The organism is Stutzerimonas stutzeri (genome assembly GCF_019090095.1).
In the GTDB taxonomy this organism is placed as follows: domain Bacteria; phylum Pseudomonadota; class Gammaproteobacteria; order Pseudomonadales; family Pseudomonadaceae; genus Stutzerimonas; species Stutzerimonas stutzeri_AN.
On the sequence record NZ_JAGQFP010000002.1, the window covers coordinates 1,676,807 to 1,696,685 of the forward strand.

The 19,879-nt window shown below is 62.0% G+C and carries 20 protein-coding genes; 11 read left to right on the top strand and 9 right to left on the bottom strand.

What is annotated here, in order from left to right; all coding sequences use genetic code 11:
- Nucleotides 1-60: 60 nt before the first annotated feature.
- Both KVO92_RS17440 and KVO92_RS17445 read left to right on the top strand, forming a co-directional pair.
- Nucleotides 61-2,010 carry a sodium:solute symporter family protein gene (locus KVO92_RS17440; protein ID WP_217476795.1) on the top strand — a complete coding sequence of 650 codons (1,950 nt, stop codon included), beginning with the start codon at nucleotides 61-63 and terminating at the stop codon, nucleotides 2,008-2,010.
- 232 nt (nucleotides 2,011-2,242) lie between these two features.
- Nucleotides 2,243-2,758 carry a hypothetical protein gene (locus KVO92_RS17445; RefSeq protein WP_217476796.1) on the top strand — a complete coding sequence of 172 codons (516 nt, stop codon included), beginning with the start codon at nucleotides 2,243-2,245 and terminating at the stop codon, nucleotides 2,756-2,758.
- A gap of 106 nt (nucleotides 2,759-2,864) precedes the next feature.
- Here KVO92_RS17445 and KVO92_RS17450 read toward each other — a convergent pair whose 3' ends face one another.
- The 3 genes from KVO92_RS17450 to KVO92_RS17460 form a co-directional block, all read right to left on the bottom strand.
- The gene (locus KVO92_RS17450) at nucleotides 2,865-3,656 is read right to left on the bottom strand and encodes an SIR2 family protein (RefSeq protein ID WP_217476797.1); all 792 of its coding nucleotides are present in this window, start codon (nucleotides 3,654-3,656) and stop codon (nucleotides 2,865-2,867) included.
- 12 nt (nucleotides 3,657-3,668) lie between these two features.
- Nucleotides 3,669-4,217 (bottom strand): non-canonical purine NTP pyrophosphatase, encoded by a 549-nt coding sequence (locus KVO92_RS17455; protein ID WP_217476798.1) that lies wholly within the window; start codon nucleotides 4,215-4,217, stop codon nucleotides 3,669-3,671.
- Nucleotides 4,218-4,334: 117 nt separating this feature from the next.
- Nucleotides 4,335-4,778: a group II truncated hemoglobin gene (locus tag KVO92_RS17460; RefSeq protein ID WP_217476799.1), complete on the bottom strand. Its 444-nt coding sequence runs from the start codon at nucleotides 4,776-4,778 to the stop codon at nucleotides 4,335-4,337.
- A 129-nt stretch (nucleotides 4,779-4,907) separates the two neighbouring features.
- Here KVO92_RS17460 and KVO92_RS17465 point away from each other — a divergent pair, with 129 nt between their 5' ends.
- Nucleotides 4,908-5,339, top strand: a complete 432-nt coding sequence (locus KVO92_RS17465) for a universal stress protein (RefSeq protein ID WP_217476800.1) — start codon at nucleotides 4,908-4,910, stop codon at nucleotides 5,337-5,339.
- A 24-nt stretch (nucleotides 5,340-5,363) separates the two neighbouring features.
- Here KVO92_RS17465 and KVO92_RS17470 read toward each other — a convergent pair whose 3' ends face one another.
- Entirely contained in the window at nucleotides 5,364-5,705 is a 342-nt protein-coding gene (locus KVO92_RS17470) for a YajD family HNH nuclease (RefSeq protein ID WP_217476801.1), read from the bottom strand.
- A 41-nt stretch (nucleotides 5,706-5,746) separates the two neighbouring features.
- Nucleotides 5,747-6,451 (bottom strand): YebC/PmpR family DNA-binding transcriptional regulator, encoded by a 705-nt coding sequence (locus tag KVO92_RS17475; protein ID WP_217476802.1) that lies wholly within the window; start codon nucleotides 6,449-6,451, stop codon nucleotides 5,747-5,749.
- A gap of 232 nt (nucleotides 6,452-6,683) precedes the next feature.
- Here KVO92_RS17475 and KVO92_RS17480 point away from each other — a divergent pair, with 232 nt between their 5' ends.
- On the top strand, nucleotides 6,684-7,580 hold the full coding sequence (locus KVO92_RS17480) for an EamA family transporter (protein WP_217476803.1): 897 nt from the start codon (nucleotides 6,684-6,686) through the stop codon (nucleotides 7,578-7,580).
- A 30-nt stretch (nucleotides 7,581-7,610) separates the two neighbouring features.
- Here KVO92_RS17480 and KVO92_RS17485 read toward each other — a convergent pair whose 3' ends face one another.
- Both KVO92_RS17485 and KVO92_RS17490 read right to left on the bottom strand, forming a co-directional pair.
- Nucleotides 7,611-8,303 carry an MOSC domain-containing protein gene (locus KVO92_RS17485; protein WP_217476804.1) on the bottom strand — a complete coding sequence of 231 codons (693 nt, stop codon included), beginning with the start codon at nucleotides 8,301-8,303 and terminating at the stop codon, nucleotides 7,611-7,613.
- 71 nt (nucleotides 8,304-8,374) lie between these two features.
- Nucleotides 8,375-8,563 carry a hypothetical protein gene (locus KVO92_RS17490; RefSeq protein WP_217476805.1) on the bottom strand — a complete coding sequence of 63 codons (189 nt, stop codon included), beginning with the start codon at nucleotides 8,561-8,563 and terminating at the stop codon, nucleotides 8,375-8,377.
- Nucleotides 8,564-8,692: 129 nt separating this feature from the next.
- Here KVO92_RS17490 and dgt point away from each other — a divergent pair, with 129 nt between their 5' ends.
- Nucleotides 8,693-10,189 carry a dGTPase gene (gene dgt, locus KVO92_RS17495; RefSeq protein WP_217476806.1) on the top strand — a complete coding sequence of 499 codons (1,497 nt, stop codon included), beginning with the start codon at nucleotides 8,693-8,695 and terminating at the stop codon, nucleotides 10,187-10,189.
- 371 nt (nucleotides 10,190-10,560) lie between these two features.
- On the top strand, nucleotides 10,561-11,769 hold the full coding sequence (locus tag KVO92_RS17500) for an ammonium transporter (protein WP_217476807.1): 1,209 nt from the start codon (nucleotides 10,561-10,563) through the stop codon (nucleotides 11,767-11,769).
- A 54-nt stretch (nucleotides 11,770-11,823) separates the two neighbouring features.
- Here the strand turns inward: KVO92_RS17500 and KVO92_RS17505 are convergent, their stop codons facing one another.
- Nucleotides 11,824-12,477 (bottom strand): TetR/AcrR family transcriptional regulator, encoded by a 654-nt coding sequence (locus tag KVO92_RS17505; RefSeq protein ID WP_217476808.1) that lies wholly within the window; start codon nucleotides 12,475-12,477, stop codon nucleotides 11,824-11,826.
- A gap of 94 nt (nucleotides 12,478-12,571) precedes the next feature.
- On the opposite strand from KVO92_RS17505, the gene KVO92_RS17510 reads away from it, so the two are divergent.
- Nucleotides 12,572-13,669 carry an efflux RND transporter periplasmic adaptor subunit gene (locus KVO92_RS17510; RefSeq protein ID WP_423836237.1) on the top strand — a complete coding sequence of 366 codons (1,098 nt, stop codon included), beginning with the start codon at nucleotides 12,572-12,574 and terminating at the stop codon, nucleotides 13,667-13,669.
- Nucleotides 13,670-13,674: 5 nt separating this feature from the next.
- On the top strand, nucleotides 13,675-16,743 hold the full coding sequence (locus tag KVO92_RS17515; RefSeq protein ID WP_217476809.1) for an efflux RND transporter permease subunit: 3,069 nt from the start codon (nucleotides 13,675-13,677) through the stop codon (nucleotides 16,741-16,743).
- A gap of 27 nt (nucleotides 16,744-16,770) precedes the next feature.
- Here KVO92_RS17515 and KVO92_RS17520 read toward each other — a convergent pair whose 3' ends face one another.
- Nucleotides 16,771-17,331 carry a TetR/AcrR family transcriptional regulator gene (locus KVO92_RS17520; protein ID WP_217476810.1) on the bottom strand — a complete coding sequence of 187 codons (561 nt, stop codon included), beginning with the start codon at nucleotides 17,329-17,331 and terminating at the stop codon, nucleotides 16,771-16,773.
- 150 nt (nucleotides 17,332-17,481) lie between these two features.
- Between KVO92_RS17520 and KVO92_RS17525 the strand changes: the two genes are divergently transcribed.
- Genes KVO92_RS17525 through KVO92_RS17535 form a run of 3 tightly spaced genes read left to right on the top strand, consistent with a single transcriptional unit; the run spans nucleotide 17,482 to nucleotide 19,772 of the window.
- Nucleotides 17,482-18,081 carry a glutathione S-transferase family protein gene (locus tag KVO92_RS17525; protein ID WP_217476811.1) on the top strand — a complete coding sequence of 200 codons (600 nt, stop codon included), beginning with the start codon at nucleotides 17,482-17,484 and terminating at the stop codon, nucleotides 18,079-18,081.
- Nucleotides 18,082-18,092: 11 nt separating this feature from the next.
- Complete coding sequence (locus KVO92_RS17530; protein ID WP_217476812.1) at nucleotides 18,093-19,022, top strand: pyridoxamine 5'-phosphate oxidase family protein; 930 nt, start codon at nucleotides 18,093-18,095, stop codon at nucleotides 19,020-19,022.
- A gap of 3 nt (nucleotides 19,023-19,025) precedes the next feature.
- Entirely contained in the window at nucleotides 19,026-19,772 is a 747-nt protein-coding gene (locus tag KVO92_RS17535; RefSeq protein ID WP_423836238.1) for a Zn-dependent hydrolase, read from the top strand.
- Nucleotides 19,773-19,879 lie beyond the last annotated feature (107 nt).

Sequence of the window (19,879 nt, forward strand, 5' to 3'; positions counted from 1 at the left end):
ACTTTTTCGCCGTTGCGCAGGTTCTTAACACAACAGCCCTTCCAACTAGGACATAACAATATGTTGGATTTACTGATCGTGGTGGCCTTCATCCTGTACGGTCTCGGCTCCGGCCTGCGTGCGCGCGGCAAGGCCTCTCAAAGTCTCGATGAATACTTTTTAGCGGGTAGATCCATCAAGGGCTGGAAGGCCGGTTTCTCCATGGGCGCGACCCAGTTTGCCGCCGACACGCCGCTGCTCGTCACCGGGCTGGTGGCCACCGCTGGCATCTTCGCGTTATGGCGCCTCTGGATCTACGGGCTTGCGTTTCTGCTGATGGCGTTCGTATTCGCGGCAGGATGGCGCCGTGCCGGGGTACTGACAGATGCCGAGCTGACGCGTGTTCGTTACAGCGGCAAGGGCGTTACGCCTCTGCGCCTGCTCAAGGCCATTTACTACGGAACGGTGATCAATTGCGTGGTGCTGGCGATGGTGCTGGTGGCGGCCATTCGCATCGCCGAGGTTTTTTTGCCGTGGCATCTATGGCTGCCAGCGGGGCTGTACGACCCGATTGTTGGCTTCATCAGCAGTAGTGGTATCCAGCTGGGCGAGAGTATTACCGGGCTGGATCCGGCGATGATGAGTGCCAATAACCTCATATCGATTCTGCTCATTCTCGCGTTCACCGCCATGTACTCGATCACCGGTGGGTTGCGAGCCGTGGTCCAGACGGACGTGGTGCAGTTCAGCCTGGCAATGATCGGTACCTTGCTTTACGCGTGGTTCGTCGTGGATGCGGCGGGCGGTCTGGGTGGCCTGACGGACCGTATCGTCGACCTCTATGGCGCCGATCAGGCCGGCAAGATGCTGTCTTTCGCGCCGCCTTCCAATGCCGGCGAAGCCCTGATGCCATTTCTGGTGATCGTCGGGCTGCAATGGTTCTTTCAGATGAACTCCGACGGTACCGGCTATCTGGCGCAGCGAAGCATGGCCTGTCCAACCGACCGGGACGCCCGTATCGCAGGTCTGGTGTTCACCTGGCTGCAGATCTTTCTGCGTAGCCTTTTCTGGATGGCTATTGCCGTCGGGCTGCTGGTGCTTTATCCGTTTACACCCGCCGAGATGGCCGGCGATGGCTTCGCGGCGGGGCGGGAAGCACTGTTCGTACAAGGCATCGAAGATCTGTTGCCGCCGGGTGTCCGTGGTCTGATGCTGGTCGGCCTGCTCGCGGCGCTGGCCTCGACGGTCGATACGCACCTCAACTGGGGCGCATCCTACTGGAGCAACGACGTGTATGGCGGGGTGTTCGCGCCACACGTGCTCAAGCGCAAGCCACGAGACCGTGAGCTGGTGATCGTGGCGCGGCTGTCCAACGTGCTGATACTGGCAATCGCGATGATCGTCATGGCCAACCTGGGTTCGATCCAGACCGCCTGGTTCATTTCGCTGCTGTTCGGCGCGGGGATGGGCTCGGTGCTGGTGCTGCGATGGCTCTGGGAGCGGATCAATCTCTATTCGGAGCTGACCGCGATGGCCGTGTCGCTGATTACCGCGCCGCTGCTGCTCTATTACCTGGGCACCGATCCCGAGCAGGAGTGGATACGCCTGGGGATCATGGCGCTGACCACCACGACCGCGGCCATCCTGGTCACTTTCATTACGCCTGCGACGGACGATGCGACCCTCAAGCGCTTCTACCATCGGGTGCGGCCGTTCGGTTTCTGGCGGCACGCGGCGATGCTGAATGGCGTTAGTGCGAGGGTGTCGATCAATGCCTTGGGCAAGCGCCTGTTTGCGGTGGCAGTCACGGCTGTCTCGCTGTTCTCGCTGCTGGTCGGCGTGGGGCGCTTGATGTTCCCACCGCCGGATGGGAGTCCTGTCATCAGCTGGATCTGCCTCGCCCTCGGCCTTCTGCTTATACCTGTCTGGTTGCGCATTGTGATGGGGCGAGACTTCGACACGGACCCGGAAGATGAGCGCCTACCCGAGGACGGGACGGCGAGCCGAACCGGCTCCGTTTGGTCCGAGTGAAGACTCACGTGTCGTTTGATATCCGTTTCGTTAGTTGAATTATGTGAGGATGCTAAATATTTATCTGCCTAACTAGCGAAACGGCATTGAAAATAAAAAGTTATTCAAAACAGCGGCTTGGCGTCTGTACTTAAAATAAAGTGAACAGTCGTGAATCACCTCTGTCATTAGTAATACGCATCGCGTAAGCGCCATTGCGTATTCCGCCATAGTAAGAATAAGAGGTGTTGTCATGAACCGACTTTTCAAAACTTCCCTCCTGGTTGCCGCTATGCTTCCCGCCTTTGCAGTTGCCGCTCCGGTGGCAGGCGATCGAGAAGTTACCCTGAGTGGTGCGGGCAGTAGCGACAAGAGCTTCGATGATACGGTGTTTTCCGTACAGGGTAGTTGGGGTACTTATCTGGACGAGTCGTCCATGTGGGGTGTTCGGCAAACCGTTAACGCACGGGACTCGGAGGGCGAGAGCGTCCAGTTCGATGGCTCTACACGCGTGTTCTATGACTATCACTTCGGCAGTGGCAAGGCGCGTCCGTTCGTGGGTGTGAGCCTTGGCGGTCTGTACGGCGAAGAGGTGGACGAGACCTTCATGGGCGGGCCTGAGCTGGGTATCAAGTACTGGGTTCAGGACAAGACCTTCATTACGGCAATGGCCGAGTATCAGTTCCTGTTCAAGAGCGGGAGCGATGCCCGGGATCGCTACGATGACGGTGCGTTCTTCTACAGCGTAGGTATTGGTTACAACTATTGAAGCGCAACGAGTGCGATGCCTTATGTGGCATCGCACTCCCGGTTGTTGTATGTCAGTAGTTCTACAACGCTTCGTTTGTTTATATGTCCCCGTGATCCTCCGCTAATCAGCCTTCCACCAGTTCCTTCAGAAAGTTCTGCAGCGCCATACCTGGCTCATCGTTTTCCGATGTGATCATGCGTATTCCCCATTGGCTGAGAATCTCTTCCTGCACAGGGTTGGGTTTGTGCGAGAACACGTAGGATATGGGCCTGACGCCCAGGGTCTCGTGTTCGTTCCACATCTTCGAGAGTTTGTAGAACAACAATCGAATGTTGGTATCCGAAAGGCTGTAGCCGATAAACAGAACGGCCTTGCTCAGGGTGTCGGCGCGCAGTTTGATATCAAGCGGAGTTTCGAACTGTAGCCGCTCGTAGTAACTGGTTTCATCCAGCACGATCGACGCGTCGTCGTCGAAATCACCATGAAACTTGACGATCTGCCTGACCCCGTCGCGCGCCTTCACGAGATCGCTGGCATTGGCGATCTTGATATAGCCGACGCCATGGGCATCGTGCGCATTTTCGAGCCAACGGTCATAGTTGGTGGTGTAGATCGCAGGGAATCGGCCTTGCACGATCAACCGGTGGATTTCCGAGTTCCGTATGTCGATGTCCTTGTGCCATTCTCGGTCCATCCAGCTGCGCAGCGGACCGATGTTGCCCTTTTTGATGCGGTAATACTCGGCGAGCGAGAGGAAATTTCCGTAGGTGTCGAAGACGTCGGGATCGTAATCGAGCTGCAGGGCGATTTCATCGATCAGGTTGCGCCACGGCGGCAGGCCGATATTGGCTGATACGCCTGATCCTACGAACAGTATCAGGCGGTCATGCCGGTAAGCCTCCAGAAGCTTCTGCATCGCGTACCTCGTTCAGACCGCGCGCAGATGAGCGACGAAAGCCTCCAAAGCTCGTCTGCGCATGGACAGGTCGTTATGCACGCCGCCCAACTGGGCGAAGGTGCAGGTGTAGCCGTCAGGGATGAAGACGTTGTCCCATTCGAAACCCTCGTCACCGGCTGGCTCGCGGGAGATCCTGCCAGTCACTTCACCCTTGAACACGTGTCGCTTGCGCCCGTCGCAGTAGCCGATCAGGGTGCGCGCCACGGCCGATGGATCGTCCAGATTGCCGATCAGCTCGGAGAAACGAACCGCGTGCAGTCGGTCCCAGAAGGTCTGTGTGAGGCCACCTGGAAATCCGTTCAGGCTGTTGATGAACAGGCCGGAATGTTCGACGAAGACCGGCTTGCCGATCAGCTTGAAGGCGTCCAGCAGCTTGTCGTTGATCAGTTGGCCGAGATCTTCGGTTTGCGTTTCGACGATGCGCACCGGGAACGGGATGATCTCGATGCCGCTGTGTCCGAGAAACTCTGCAGCATCGCGAATCTTATGCTCGTTGACCGAAGCGAAGCGGATCTTCATGGCATTACCTGGCTGCGCCGTTCGACGTCCGAATGTGCAGGGGCGTATCGCGACCCTGCACTGGGTATGACGCAACGACCGGCTCAGGGTTCGACTATCCGTTCCGGTTCGCAAGGATCAGCGAGACGCTGGGCAGCCTGCCTGTCCTGCCTGTCCTGCCTGGAGGATGCGCTCTGCCGGCACCCGCAGCTGCGTCAACAGATAGCTGGCGAACGCCTGCGTATAGGGTTGCCGGTCGATGGCCCGCGCCATGCAGTCGAGCCAGGCGTCGCGCTCGGCTTCTGCGATGGTCCAGCGAGTATGGAATTGCGGGATGCTGATGCTGCCGTAGCGTTCGGCGTAACGACGCGGGCCGCCTAGCCACCCGCAGAGAAATGCCGCCAGCCGCTCGCGTGGCTCATCCAGCTGCGCTGGATACAGACGTCGCACGCAGGCGGCGCTGTCGGTCTCGTCCATGATCCGATAGAAGTCGGCAACCAGCCGCTCGATACCGGCTTCGCCGCCTGCGGCCTGATAGGAAGCGTCACCGACGCCGAATGGAACTGAGTGCAATGGTTGCATGGGTTGTGCCTGGGATTGCAGGTATGGAGCGGTGGTAAGGAATTGATCCAGCGCAATGGATCGGATCCTGACGCACCGGTGTCATGGGGCCTTGGTCTATGCTGTGTGAACAGTCGATGGAGGCCCGCAATGCGCAACATTCTTCTAGCTTATGACGGCTCGGACAACGCCAAACGAGCCCTTCAATACATCATCGATTTCGCCGCCGAAACGCCGAAACCGCCCCAGGTGCACGTGCTGAATGTCCAGCAGGAGCCGGTGCTCTATGGCGAATTCGTCACCTCGGATACGGTCGAGGAGCTCAACAGGAGCTTTCTCGAGAAGTCTAAACGCACCCTCGCAGAAGCCGCTACGGCATTGCAGGCGGCAGGCATTGCCCATGAGACCCATGCGATCCTGGGCAACGTGGCCCAGCAAGTGAACGATGCGGTTCAGCGCCTGGGTTGCGACACGGTGGTGATGGGCACCCGCGGCATGGGCAGCTTTACCGGGATGCTGATGGGATCGGTGGCCAATCGTGTCGTTCACGAGGTCTCGGTACCGGTACTGCTGGTGAAGTAACCGGTACCCAAACGCTGGCCTGGGTCAGTCCGTCTTGCCCTTGAGCAGGTCACCCAGGTTGGCGAAGGCCTTGAAGGTTTCCTTCGGGCCCAGATCGCTGCCTGGCTTTGCTTCGGCATAGTACTGGTTGTCGGTATAGCGCGCGTGTTCGTTATCGTGGCAATACAGGCAGAGCAGTTCCCAATTGGAGCCGTCTTCCGGGTTGTTATCGTGGTTGTGGTCCTTGTGGTGGACCGTCAGCTCGCTCAACCGCTTGCCCGAGAACTCCCGGGCGCAGCGCCCGCAGACCCAGGGGTACATCTTCAGCGCCTTTTCACGGTAGCCCTGTTCGCGCTGGGCATAGGGTGTGTTCGGTTTGCTGCTCATAGGTTCGCCTCGTCCTCACTCGCTTCCGGACAGTCGGAGTATCAGCCGGCCAGGCCGACATAGACATTCTGCACGTCGTCATGAGCATCGATGGCAGCCAGGAACGCCTCGACTTCCTCGAGCTGCGCCTCGGTCAGGGTGGTGACCGGATTCTTCGGACGATAGCCCAGCTGCGCCGACTGCACGGTGAATCCCTGTTCAGGCAGGGCGCGGCAGACGACGTCCAGATCTGTCACGTCGCTGATGAACAGCGTCGCGCCGTCTTCGGTCGGTTCGAAGTCCTGCGCCCCGGCTTCGATGGCCGCCAGTTCCGGGTCGGCATCCTCCGTGGTGGGCGCCGCTTCGATCAGGCCGCAGTGGTCGAAATCCCAGGCCACCGAGCCGGATGCGCCAAGCTGGCCCTTGCGAAACAGCACACGAATTTCCGCCACGGTGCGGTTGACGTTGTCGGTCAGGCACTCGACGATCAGCGGCACCTGATGCGGCGCGAATCCCTCGTAGGTGGTGCGCTCGTAGTTGACGCTCTCGCCCAGCAGGCCGGCGCCTTTCTTGATGGCGCGTTCCAGGGTTTCGCGGGGCATCGAGGCTTTCTTGGCCTGTTCCACCACCAGACGCAGGCGAGGGTTCATATCCGGGTCGGCGCCATTGCGAGCGGCGATCATGATTTCCTTCGACAGCTTGCCGAAGGTGCGTCCCTTCGCGTTGGCTGCCGCTTCCTTATGTTTCGCTTTCCACTGTGCGCCCATGGTTACTCTCGTGATCGAATGCGGAATTGGTGGTGTCCACCGTTAGACGTCGATTCTAGCTGCTGCGGCTGCTACAGGCACGGTCTGAGCGAGGCGTCTCGTCGTCCTGCACCAAAGACGCCAGCGCCTCGGCACGACTGCCGACTGTATGGCCTATTTGCACGCTCGCTGTATGTGTGCCCCAGTGTCGCGCTCGGGCTTTAATGAGCTCTTTGCCTGCGGAGAAACCGCCATGTCGCCGAAGGATCTGTTGCTGGCCTTGGTCGTGATCGTTGTCTGGGGCATGAATTTCGTCGTCATCAAGGTCGGGCTGGACGATATCCCGCCCATGCTGCTTGGCTGTCTGCGCTTCCTGCTCGCCGCGTTTCCCGCCGTCTTCTTTATCAAGCGCCCGCAACTCCCGCTGCGCTGGCTGTTGGCCTATGGCGCAACCATTTCGCTGGGGCAGTTCGCTTTTCTGTTCTCCGCGATGAAAGTGGGCATGCCGGCCGGGCTGGCATCGTTGGTGCTGCAGTCCCAGGCGTTCTTTACCCTGTTCTTCGCCGCGCTGCTGCTCGGTGAGCGATTGCGGGCGACCAACCTGATCGGACTGCTGATTGCCGCCGGCGGGCTGCTGCTGATCGGTCTGCAAGGTGATCGCAGCATGACGCTGGCCGGCTTCGTACTGACCATCTGCGCGGCGTCGATGTGGGCCTTGGGCAATATCGTCACGCGCAAGGTCGGCAAGGTAAATCTGGTTGGGTTGGTCGTCTGGGGTAGCCTGATCCCGCCGATTCCGTTCTTTGTCCTGTCCTGGCTGCTGGAAGGGCCGCAGGTAATCGACAGTGCGCTACGCGGAATCGGCCTTAATTCGATATTGGTGCTGGTCTACCTGGCATTCGGCGCAACCATTCTTGGCTACAGCCTGTGGAGCCGGCTTCTGTCGCGCTATCCGGCCAATACCGTGGCGCCATTCTCGCTGCTGGTGCCCGTTGTCGGCCTGACCTCGGCGGCGTTGCTGCTGGATGAACATCTCGGCTTGCTGCAGGCGATCGGCGCGCTCTTGGTGATGCTGGGCCTGCTGATCAACGTAGGCGGTGGCTGGCTGGCCGGTCGCTTGCGCACGGCATTCGGTGGCTCGCCGGCCTGACGGTGAACGGGCCAGGGCGACGAGCACCGGTCAGAACAATGATTGCTGGTCCTGCTGACGACGCCTCGAGTCGAGGCGTTGGCGAAAGCGTTTGCGGTATTCCAGTGCCAGCGGTTCGAGTTCCGCGAACTGGGCCAGCTCATCGTCGCTGGTCGTGTCGTCGAGGAAGCTGTGCCAGAGACGCGCAACGCTGATGCCCGGATGTGGGCGGTCGACCAGGCAGAGTGGCGCGTTAAGAGCGATCTCGCCGGGTTCCAGGGTGCGGTACAGCCAGCCGGTCCTGCCGCTGTTGGCCAGCTGACGTGCCAGGCCACGGGCGTCATGGCGCCGGTCGAGATTGATGCACGGCGAGCGCGGCTGACTCACCTCGATCAACGCCTCGCCCCAGCGAAAGCGATCGCCGATACAGATCTGACGCTCGTCGAGGCCTTGGGTCGAGAGGTTTTCGCCGAACGCGCCGGGGCTGATTCGCAGGTGCGGATACAGCCTGCGCCAATGCGCATAGTGCCCGGCCGGGTAATGACAGAGGCTGCGATCCGGCCCGCCGTGAAAGCGGCGGTCTCCCACCTGATCGCCGCGTAGCCCTTCGCGGTCGAGCCAGACCGGCATCGGCGCCAGCTGCTTGTCGATACCGGTGAGTTTTTCGACGCCGGGTAGGCGTGACAACCGCTCGCGCAGGAAGGGGCCTTCAACCGGCCATTGCCTGTTTGTATGGTCCGGCATCCGCTGCGTCTCCATGGTCGGGATACGCCACCGGCACACGTACGGTCGATCTGCCGAGACGCGGCTAGCGGTCAATCATGATTGAGGCGGGCCAGCTCGCGGCGAACCATCGCGGCGTACTCCGGCGGGTTGAGTCGATACAGCTCGGCGGCCACCCAGTCCAGCCAGCGCCGGCCCAACGTCGGCCGTTGTGCGAGCAGGCGCTGTGCCTCGGCCGTCGCTCGTTCGGCATGTTGCTGGTGAAACGCTGACCGGCTCATAGGCGTGGCTCCTGGCAGGGTGGCCGATTCTAAACGACCGAGTCCATGCAGTCTTGGTAGTCCACGCGGTCTTGGTAAAGCCGGCGGGCCGCGCTAGGCTCGCGGTACTTTTACCAGCGAGAGCGCTCCATGCCCCGGCCAGTCGATTTCAAGGACAAGATCTCCCGCCAGCGGCCGTATGGGCCAGCGGAGCCTGGATTGAAGGCGTCCGAGGGTGATCTGCCGCTGGTTATCGATCAGCTCGAAAGCGATCGCGGCCGTATCATCAATTCGGCCGCTGTGCGTCGCCTGCAGCAGAAGACGCAAGTGTTCCCCTTGGAGCGCAACGCCGCGGTTCGCAGCCGCTTGACCCATTCGCTGGAAGTCCAGCAAACCGGGCGCTTCATTGTCCGCACGCTGTACAAGCAGCTCGGTAGCCGCGCAGGGGAATATGGGCTCGATGGGCTGGAGGGCGCGTTGGAAAGTCTGGTCGAAATGACCTGCCTGATGCACGACATCGGCAATCCGCCATTCGGGCATTTTGGCGAGTACGCCATTGGCGAATGGTTCAGCGACAAGCTAGAGGCCCTGTTCGATGTCGCCGTGCCGGTCGGGCAGGGCGATGCGGCGCTACGTCAGCGTATGCTCGCCGATCTCAAGCAATTCGAGGGCAATGCCCAGGCGATTCGACTGGTGGTCAGCCTGTTGCGGTTGAACCTGACCTATACCCAGACGGCTGGTCTGCTCAAATATGTCCGTGCCGCTTATGCGGCAAAGCCCGCCAAGGGGACGCCGGGCGCCTATCTGCACAAGAAGCCGGGTTTCTATCTGTCCGAGGAGCCGTTCGTCAGTGACCTGCGAACCGCGCTGGGCTTGCAGCCAGGCACGCGCCATCCGGTGGCCTACATCATGGAGGCGGCGGACGACATTGCCTACTGCCTGGCGGACATCGAAGACGCGGTAGAGAAGGGCATCTTCAGCATCGAGCAACTGGCGCAACTGCTGCTCGCCAAGTTCGCCGAGCACGGCTCGCCAGACGAGCCGATTGCAGCTACCGGCCGCAGCTTCCGCAGCATGGTGGCTTACGCCGAATCCCGTGCTCGAAAGGAGCCGATCAACAAGGTCGGTGAGTTCTTCATTTGGCTGCGGGTGAATATGGTCCATCCGCTGGTACAGCATGCGGCCCAGCAGTTCATCGAGAACATCGAGGCGGTGTACCACGGCACGTTGGATCGGGCGCTGCTCGAGGACGCCAGCCTGTGCAATGCGATCGTGCAGACCTTCAAGGACGTTGCGATGGACCGCGTCTTCTGTCATCGCGAAGTGGAGACCTTGCAGTTGCAGGGCTATCGCATTCTCAAAGGCCTGCTCGATACCTATTCACCCTTGCTGCGCGTGGCGCCGGCCACTTTTCAGGCGTTGACCGAGGGCAGCTGTCGCAGCGAACCCTATCTGCAGATGTTGGCTCGGCGGCTGCCCAGCCAATTGATCAAGGCCTACGACGAGGCAATGAAAGCCCACGCGGAACAAACGCCTAACTGGCCGCTGTGGGAGTTCTATTACCGCTGCCGGATGTTGCTGGATTTCGTCAGCGGCATGACCGATCAGTTGGCGCAGGACGAATATCGCATCCTGTCGGCCATGTAACCGCCTCTGGCCCGCTCGGGCCTCAATGTCTTCTTCCCCCAGAGTGCTTCGGCTGAGTGACGCGGCTCGCTCGGCTGCCAGCCTGCGCCAACTTGGCTCACGGTAGCCGTTCCGCTGGTACAAACCTTGCAATTCCGTGGTGCGCATACAGTGCTTGTTGCCCTTCGATGGGGCGGCAGTCGACGTAGGTGCAGCTGGGTGGTAGCGGTAAGCCGATGAAATAAAAGGCCCTCGAAGGTCTACGCAATCAGCTTGCGCAAACTCTCAGTTCGAACGGTGGCGGTCCCCGAACCCGCCCGTGTCACATCATGGTGCGCGGGTCCGATGAGGGTGGCCGTTTTGGTGCGTTTCACTCGGCAGGAAAGTAGTCAATGGAAAATCCGAGTAGTGCGGTAGAGGTATTGGTGCACGGTGCCAACACGCTGTTCATCCTGATGGGTGCGGTGATGGTGCTGGCGATGCATGCGGGATTTGCCTTTCTCGAGGTCGGCACGGTCCGCCTGAAGAACCAGGTCAATGCGCTATCGAAGATCATCGCCGACTTCGCCGTCTCGACGCTGGCGTACTTCTTCATCGGCTACTGGGTCGCCTATGGGGTGACTTTCATGCATCCGGCCGACCAGCTGATCGGTGAGAACGGCTACTCGTTGGTGAAATTCTTCTTTCTGCTGACGTTCGCCGCGGCGATACCCGCAATCATTTCGGGTGGGATTGCCGAGCGCGCGCGTTTCGGCCCGCAGCTGTGTGCCACGCTGCTTATCGTTGCCTTCGTTTATCCGTTCTATGAGGGCCTGATCTGGAACGGTAACTTCGGTCTGCAAGCCTGGCTGGAGGCACGTTTCGGCGCCCCGTTCCATGACTTTGCCGGATCGGTGGTGGTGCACGGCATGGGCGGCTGGCTGGCGCTTGGCGCGGTCACGCTGTTAGGGCGGCGCAACGGCCGTTACCGCGAGGGACGAGTGGTGGCATTCGCCCCGTCGAACATTCCGTTTCTGGCGTTGGGCTCGTGGATCCTGATCGTCGGTTGGTTCGGTTTCAACGTGATGAGCGCGCAGACCCTCGAGGCCGTCAGCGGGCTGGTGGCAATCAACTCGCTGATGGCGATGGTTGGCGGTACGGCAGCGGCTTGGGTCGTCGGGCGCAACGATCCGGGGTTCCTGCACAACGGACCGCTGGCGGGATTGGTGGCGGTTTGCGCCGGCTCCGACGTGATGCATCCAGTCGGTGCCCTGATGACCGGCATAGTCGCAGGCGCCCTGTTTGTCTGGACGTTCACGGCGGCGCAGAACAAGTGGAAGATCGACGATGTCCTCGGGGTCTGGCCGTTGCATGGCCTCTGTGGTGTCTGGGGTGGCCTGGCTTGCGGTCTCTTCGGCCAGCAGGCGGCCGGCGGGCTGGGCGGCGTCAGCCTGCTCAGCCAACTGGCTGGCTCGGCGCTTGGCGTGCTGATTGCCTTGGCCGGCGGCTTTCTGGTCTACGGTCTGCTCAAAAACAGCGTCGGTATCCGGCTGAGCCAGGAAGACGAGTTCAACGGAGCGGATCTGTCGATTCACCGAATCGGTGCGCTAAGCAACGATTGAGCCGCTGCCCGCCGCGAGTCGCGGCGGGCCTCCTGCGTGCCTATCGGCGCAGGTTCAGGTCGGGACGGTTTCGCCGGTGCCGTAGGCGCGCATGAACAGGTCGACGCAATCCTGCACATGACCGTCCGCCTCCTCGGGCGTTGGCGGCTCCGCACAACCGATCAGCAAACGGAAATGCGCAGCACCCTTGATCAGCGAGCAGAAATGCTCCGCTGCACGCATCGGCTCGCTCGCCCGCAGCAGGCCGTGCTGGTTGGCCTGGATCAGCAAATGCTCCAGGTCGACCAGCAAACGCTGCGGACCGGCCTCGAAGAACATCCGTGACAGTGCCGGGTTCTGCGTTGCCATGGCCACCATGACGCGGTGCAGCCCAATCGACTCCGGGCTGTTGACCAGCGCCTGGAAGGCATGGCCGATCTCGAGCAGCACCTGCTCGATCATGCAGCCTGCCTCGATCACGAACAACGTGCGCGGCAGGCGCGTTTCGCAGGTGGTTTTCACCGCCTCGCCAAAAAGCGCTTCCTTGTCCTTGAAATGGCTATACAGGGTGAGCTTGGACACGCCGGCTTGCGCGGCGATCGCGTCCATGCTGCTGCCTTCGTAGCCGTTGCTGAGGAAGAGTATCTGTGCGGCTGCCAGGATCGCTTCGCGCTTGGCCGGATCCTTCGGACGGCCCGGGCCAGAGGGTACAGATGGAATTGCTGTCATGTGCGCTTTTAATACTAGACTGGTGAGTTCGGTATTTTTACTATACCGGCCAGTATAAGTATTAGAACCCACCTGTGACAGAGAGAGATCCGACGTGCTTCGACGTGCCTTGCCCTTCCTCGGTGTCATTGGCTTCGCCTTGCTTGCCGGTTGCAGCGATAGCGAACCTGAGCAACGCTCGACGCGTCCGGTGATGGTGGTCCAGCCCCAACCGGCGGGCGAGGCCTTCGAAAGCTATCCGGGTGAGGTGCACGCCCGTTACGAGCCCGAACTGGCGTTCCGGATCGCCGGCAAGGTTGCCGAGCGGCTGGTCGAAACCGGTGATCGGGTGACCAAGGATCAACCGCTCGCACGGCTCGATCCCCAAGATGTACGACTGCAGCTCGAAGGTATTCGCGCCCAGGTTGCCGCCGCCGAGGCCAACCTGCGGGTCGCCCGTGCCGAGCATGAGCGCTACAAGACGCTGATGGATCGGCAGCTGGTCAGCCGGTCGCAGTTCGATGCATCGGAGAATGCCTACCGTTCCGCCCAGGCACGTTTGCAACAGGCACGCTCCGAATTCGATGTGGCAAGTAATCAGGTCGACTATGCGGTGCTGCGGGCGACTCGCGATGGTGTCATTGCTCAGCGTCGGATCGAGGTCGGTCAGGTGGTCGCCGCTGGGCAAACGGCATTCGTGCTGGCGGCCGATGGCGAGCGTGAAGTGGCGATCAACCTGCCCGAGCAAGGGCTGGAGCACCACTCGGTGGGCCAGAAGGTCTCGGTGGAAATCTGGTCGCAGCCGGGCAAGCAGTACTCCGGGCACATTCGCGAGCTGTCCCCGGCCGCCGAGCAGCAGTCGCGCACCTATTCGGCACGTGTCGCCTTCGATGAGGCTGACGTGCCTGCCGAACTGGGACAGAGCGCGTTGGTGTCGATTCGCCGCAACGGCGAGGTGCCGTTGGCGGTACCACTCTCGGCCGTGACCGCCGAGCAGGGTCAGGCCTTCGTCTGGCGCGTGAAATCGGACGCCACGCTGGAGCGGGTCAAGGTGCGGACCGGGCCTTTCGGTGAAACCTGGGTCCCCATTCTCGAGGGTCTGCAGGCCGATGACTGGGTGGTGCTGGCCGGCGTGCAGCTGCTCCACGAGAACCAACCAGTGAGGGCCATCGATCGAGACAACCGTCCGGTCGTCCTGGCGGCGCAGGAGTAATCGCGATGCGCTTCAACCTTTCCGCCTGGGCGCTGGGCAACCGGCAGATCGTTCTCTACCTGATGCTACTGATGGCGGCCGTTGGCGCGCTGTCGTACAGCAAGCTCGGCCAGAGCGAGGATCCGCCGTTCACGTTCAAGGCCATGGTGATCCAGACCCAGTGGCCTGGCGCCACCGCCGAGGAAGTCTCTCGGCAGGTCACCGAGCGCATCGAGAAAAAACTGATGGAGACCGGCGAGTACGAGCGCATCGTCTCCTTCTCGCGGCCGGGCGAGTCCAACGTGACCTTCATGGCGCGCGACTCGATGCGTTCGGAACAGATTCCCGATCTCTGGTACCAGATTCGCAAAAAGATCGGCGACATTCGCCATACCTTGCCTGCGGATATCCAGGGCCCATTCTTCAACGACGAGTTCGGCACGACCTTCGGCAACATCTATGCGCTGACCGGGCAGGGTTTCGATTACGCGATCCTCAAGGATTATGCCGATCGCATCCAGTTGCAGCTGCAGCGGGTGAAAAACGTCGGCAAGGTCGAGTTGATCGGCCTGCAGGACGAGAAGATCTGGATCGAGCTGTCCAACGTCAAGCTGGCGGGGCTGGGCCTGCCGCTCGAAGCGGTACAGCAGGCGTTGGCGGCGCAGAACGCTGTGCTGTCGGCCGGCTTCGTCGAAACCCCCAGCGACCGCGTTCGGCTACGGGTCACCGGCAGTTTCGAGACGGTCAAGGAAATCCGCGATTTTCCGATCCGGGTGGCCGGTAGCACGTTCCGCGTCGGCGACGTGGCGGACGTCTATCGGGGCTTCAATGATCCGCCGGCACCGCGCATGCGCTTCATGGGCGAGCCGGCGATTGGCCTGGCCGTGTCGATGAAGGCGGGCGGTGACATCCTGGTGCTGGGCGAGGCGCTCCAGGCCGAGTTTTCCCGGTTGCAGGAGCAACTGCCGGCCGGCATGGAGCTGCGCAAGGTGTCCGACCAGCCGGCCGCGGTGAAGACGAGCGTCGGTGAGTTCGTGCGGGTGCTGGTCGAAGCGTTGGCGATCGTCTTGCTGGTGAGCTTCTTCTCGCTAGGCGTGCGCACCGGTCTCGTCGTCGCGCTGTCGATTCCGCTGGTGCTGGCGATGACCTTCGCGACCATGCACTACCTCGATATCGGCCTGCACAAGATCTCGCTGGGCGCGCTGGTGCTGGCGCTCGGGCTGATGGTGGATGACGCGATCATCGCGGTGGAGATGATGGCGATCAAGATGGAGCAAGGTTTCGACCGGCTCAAGGCCGCCAGCTATGCCTGGACCAGTACCGCCTTTCCGATGCTCACCGGCACCTTGATCACGGCCGCCGGGTTTCTGCCGATCGCCACCGCACAGTCGAGCACGGGTGAATACACCCGTTCGATTTTCCAGGTGGTGACCATCGCGTTGATCGCCTCGTGGATCGCGGCGGTCATGTTCGTTCCGTTGCTCGGCGAGAAGCTGCTGCCCGATCTCGCCAAGCGCCACGCGCTGAAGCACGGCGGCAGCGAGCAAGGCCACGACCCCTATTCGACGCCGTTCTACCAGCGGGTTCGGCGTGTGATTCGCTGGTGCGTGCAGCGGCGCAAGACGGTCATCGTCCTGACGCTGCTGGCGTTCGTCGGCGCGGTCGGGCTGTTCCGCATCGTCCCCCAGCAGTTCTTTCCGGCCTCCGGGCGCCTGGAATTGATGGTCGATCTGAAGCTGACAGAGGGTGCCTCGCTCAAGGCCACCGAAGCCGAAGTGCACCGCCTCGAAGACATGCTCAAAGCGCGTGCGGGCATCGACAATTACGTGGCCTACGTCGGCAGTGGTTCACCACGCTTCTACCTGCCATTGGATCAGCAGTTACCGGCCACCAGCTTTGCCCAGTTCGTGGTGCTCGCCGACAGCATCGAGGAGCGTGAGGCGCTGCGCAGTTGGCTGATCGAGCGCTTGCAAGAGGACTTCCCGACGCTACGGGGCCGGGTCAGCCGCCTGGAAAACGGACCGCCCGTGGGCTATCCGGTGCAATTCCGGGTCACCGGCGAACACATCGACATCGTGCGCAAGCTGGCCCGGGAGGTCGCGGCCAAGGTGCGCGAAAACCCCTACGTGGCGAACGTGCACCTGGACTGGCAGGAGCCGAGCAAGGTCGTCTGGCTTAACGTGGATCAGGATCGGGCGCGGGCGCTGGGCGTGAGCACCACGGAGCTGTCCAATTTCCTCAGGCGCACCTTTACCGGGGTTACCGCCGGGCAGTTTCGTGAAGACAACGAGCTGATCGAAATCCTGCTGCGCGGTACCTCGCGTGAGCGGGAAACCTTGTCGATGCTGCCGAGTCTGGCGATTCCTACCGCGAACGGGCGCAGCGTGCCGCTGTCGCAGGTTGCCACCCTGGAATACGGCTTCGAAGAAGGCGTGATCTGGCACCGTAATCGTCTGCCGACCGTGACGGTGCGCGCCGACATCTACGGCGACGAGCAACCCGCCTCGCTGGTGAAGCAGATCGAGCCGACGCTTCAGGACATTCGCAACGCGTTGCCCAGTGGTTACCTGCTGGAAGTCGGCGGGACGGTCGAGGATTCCAGCCGCGGCCAAGCCTCGGTCAATGCCGGGATGCCGCTGTTCGTCATCGTGGTGGTCAGCTTGTTGATGCTCCAGCTCAAAAGCTTTTCGCGTTCGGCGATGGTGTTCCTTACCGCTCCGCTGGGGCTGATCGGCGTTGCGCTCTTTCTGCTGCTGCTCGGCAAGCCATTCGGCTTCGTGGCCATGCTCGGCACCATCGCGCTGTCGGGCATGATCATGCGCAACTCGGTGATTCTGGTGGATCAGATCGAGCAGGACATCGCTGCCGGACAGGATCGCTTCAACGCCATCATCGACGCCACGGTTCGCCGTTTCCGGCCCATCGTGCTGACCGCTCTGGCGTCGGTGCTGGCGATGATTCCCCTGTCGCGCAGTGTGTTCTTCGGGCCGATGGCGGTCGCGATCATGGGGGGGTTGATCGTCGCTACGGCGCTCACACTTCTTTTCCTGCCGGCGCTGTACGCGGCCTGGTTCCGGGTCAAGGAAACGCGCTGAGGTGGCAGTGGGGACGCCGGCGTCGCCCTAGATGCCGGCGGCTTGCAACAACTGCTCGGCTGCCGCCTTGGCCAGCAACGCCTGATCGCCAGGGCCTTCGATGTGCGCCATGCTCAGCGCCCCTTCGATAAGAAACTGCAGTTGCCGGGCCAACTGCTCCGGCTGCGCGGCATCGAGTGCTTCCAACAGCTCACGCACATGCGTCTGAAACTGCGCCTTGTAGGCGGCTGAGCGCTGATGGATTGGGTGGTCGCGGTCATGGTATTCGGCCGCGGCATTGATGAACAGGCAGCCGCAGAACGCATTCGGGCTGTGAATCATATCGTTCAGGCCGTCGAAAATACTCAGCAGCGCCTTGCGCGGCGGCAGCTTCTCGCGCGCCGCGCGCAGCCTTGTCAGCATCGGCTGCTGGCGGGCATCCAGCACGGCGAGAATCAGCTCTTCCTTCGATTTGAAGTGCTTGTACAGCGTCATCTTGGCTACGCCGGATTCGCTGAGAATCCGGTCGATACCCGTGGCGTGATAACCCTCTGTGTAGAACAGCCGCTCGGCGGTACCGAGTAGCAGGTCGCGCTTGTTCGTAGCCATGTAGGTCTCCTTCGACGGCCAATTATGCGGGAGCGATTCCGTTCCCTCCAATCACGTCTCGGCGAAAGTCGCGCTTGCAGTGTACAGACAGGTCTGTCTATTATCCAGTCGTGCCTCCGCACAGCCATCCATCCTTCAAGGAGCGACACGATGAAACTCTATGACCTGACCCTTTCCGGCAATTGCTACAAGGCGCGCCTGTTTCTCGGCCTGATCGGCCAGCCGGTGGCGCTGGTTCCGGTAGACCTGTTGAAGGGCGAGCACAAGCAGCCGCCGTTTCTCAGCCTCAATCCGCGCGGGCAAGTGCCGGTTCTGGAGGATGGGGATGTCCGGGTCGTGGACTCGCAAGCCATCCTGGTCTATCTGGCCCGGCGCTACGCCGACGAAGCCTGGTTTCCGCTCGATGCGCCGACCCAGGCGGCTGTGGTCGGCTGGTTGAGTTTCGCCGCCAACGAGATGCATCACGGTCCAGCCACGGCGCGCGTGGGGCGCTTGTTCGGCCGGCCGATCGACGAAGCCCTGGCCTCGAGCCGCGCACTGGCGGCGATGCAACTGCTCGAGCAGCATCTGGCCGAACACACCTGGCTGGCCGGAACGGCCACCCCGACGATCGCCGACATCGCGGTATACCCCTATGCAGGATTGGCCGGCGAGGGCGGTATCGACCTCGCGCCGTATCCCGCCGTACGGGCGTGGTGCTCGCGCATTCGTGAGTTGCCCGGTTACCTCGCCATGCTCGGCCTGGAATAGGAGGCGACGCGATGAGCAGCCCCTTCCATACGGGTGAGCGGTGGGTTCAGCGCCGCGCCGGCGTGCGCGATAAGGCTGAACAACTCGGCAGTCGGGCGATTCGCTCGTTCATGCCCGAGCAGCATCGTGAATTCTTCGCGCAGTTACCGGCCTTGCTGGTCGCTGCGGTGGACGGCGAGGGGCAGCCGCATGCTTCGATCCTCTGGGGGACGGCCGGGTTCGTCTGGTCGCCGCATCCGGTCCTGCTCTGCGTAGGCGCGACCGCGCAGGACGACGATCCGGTCGCGCCCTGGCTGCGCTTGGATGCCAGGGTTGGCTTGCTGGGCCTGGAGTGGCCGACTCGTCGGCGCAACCGGATCAACGGTCGCATCCTCGAATGCGACCGGCAGGGGTTCGGCATCGCGGTGGCGCAATCCTTCGGCAACTGCCCCAGGTACATCCAGGCGCGAAGTTGGCAGCCGATCCGTCGTCTTCCTGGGTTGATGCTCGAAGGTGATGGCGTGGACAGCGAGTGGTTGGCGCTGGTGGAGCAGGCGGACACCTTGTTCATCGCCAGCCAGAGCAGCGACACCCAGGGTGGAGGCGTGGACATCTCGCACCGCGGCGGACCGACCGGTTTCGTCGAGATCGGCCGGGACGGGCGGCTCTGGCTGCCCGACTACAGCGGTAATCGGTTGTTCAACACGCTGGGCAACCTGGTTCGCGAGCCCCGTTGCGGGTTGCTGTTCATCGATTTCGCCAGCGGTGACCTGCTTCAACTCCAGGCGCGGGCCGAGCTGATCTGGCCGGAGCAGTACGCCGCGTCGGGTATCACTGCGCCGCCCGGTGCCGAGCGCATGCTGGCATTGACACCGGGGCGCTGGGTTTTGCGGCGCGCACGTCTGCCCCTGGCTTTCAGCGCGCCCGAGCTATCGCCGTTCCTTCCGGGAACAGGAGTGTGAGCCATGCGTCGCATGAGTGTGATCGGCATCCTGCTGAGTGTGTTGGCGGCAAGCGTGCACGCCGCGGAGCTGCGCTTCAGTCTGGTTCGCACCGGGCAGACTGCGTCCAGCGGCGAGTTCGCCTGGCGCGATGGCGATTGGGTCGAGCCGGCCACGGTCAACCATGTCGCGCTGCTGATCGAGCATCGTGGCAGCCGGTTGCTGTTCGGTACGGGCCTGGGTCGCCAGATCGACGCGCAGCTCGATAGCGAAATTCCGTGGCGAAAGAAGCGCTACACCGCCGTGCGCCCGGTACGCGATCAACTGAACGATGACCTCAAGGTCGACCGGCTGGTGCTCGGCTGCGCCCGTTGGGAATATGCCTCCGGGCTGGTGGATTTTGCCGACCTGCCGGTACTGGCCAGTCCGGAAAGCATCCACTATGCCCAGACGGCCACGCCGCCAGCGGTCCTGCCGGTGCAGTTCGCTCATGGCGTGAAATGGCAGCCGCTGCGCTTTGACCGCCAGCCGCGCTACGGCTTCGAGGAAAGTCTCGACCTGTTCGGCGACGGCCGCATGATCCTGGTGAAGCTGCCAGGGCACGGTGCGCTGGGGTTGTTCCTTACGCTGGACGATGGCCGCCGCTTCTTCTTCCGCGGAGACGCCGCGGGTACGCAGCCTGACGCACCGATTTTGCCCGTCGATGTGCTGCCGTTGCAGGACAGCGGGCTGCAAGCACGACTCGGCTTTTACCCGCGCTGGATCGAGTGAGCTAGACGGCGGCGGCTCGTTTGCGCGGGTCGTTGCCGGACGGCGAATTCATGCTCTCCGTTCGTCCGCTCGGGAAGGCTTAACGAAGCGCCACCCGCTAAGCTTAA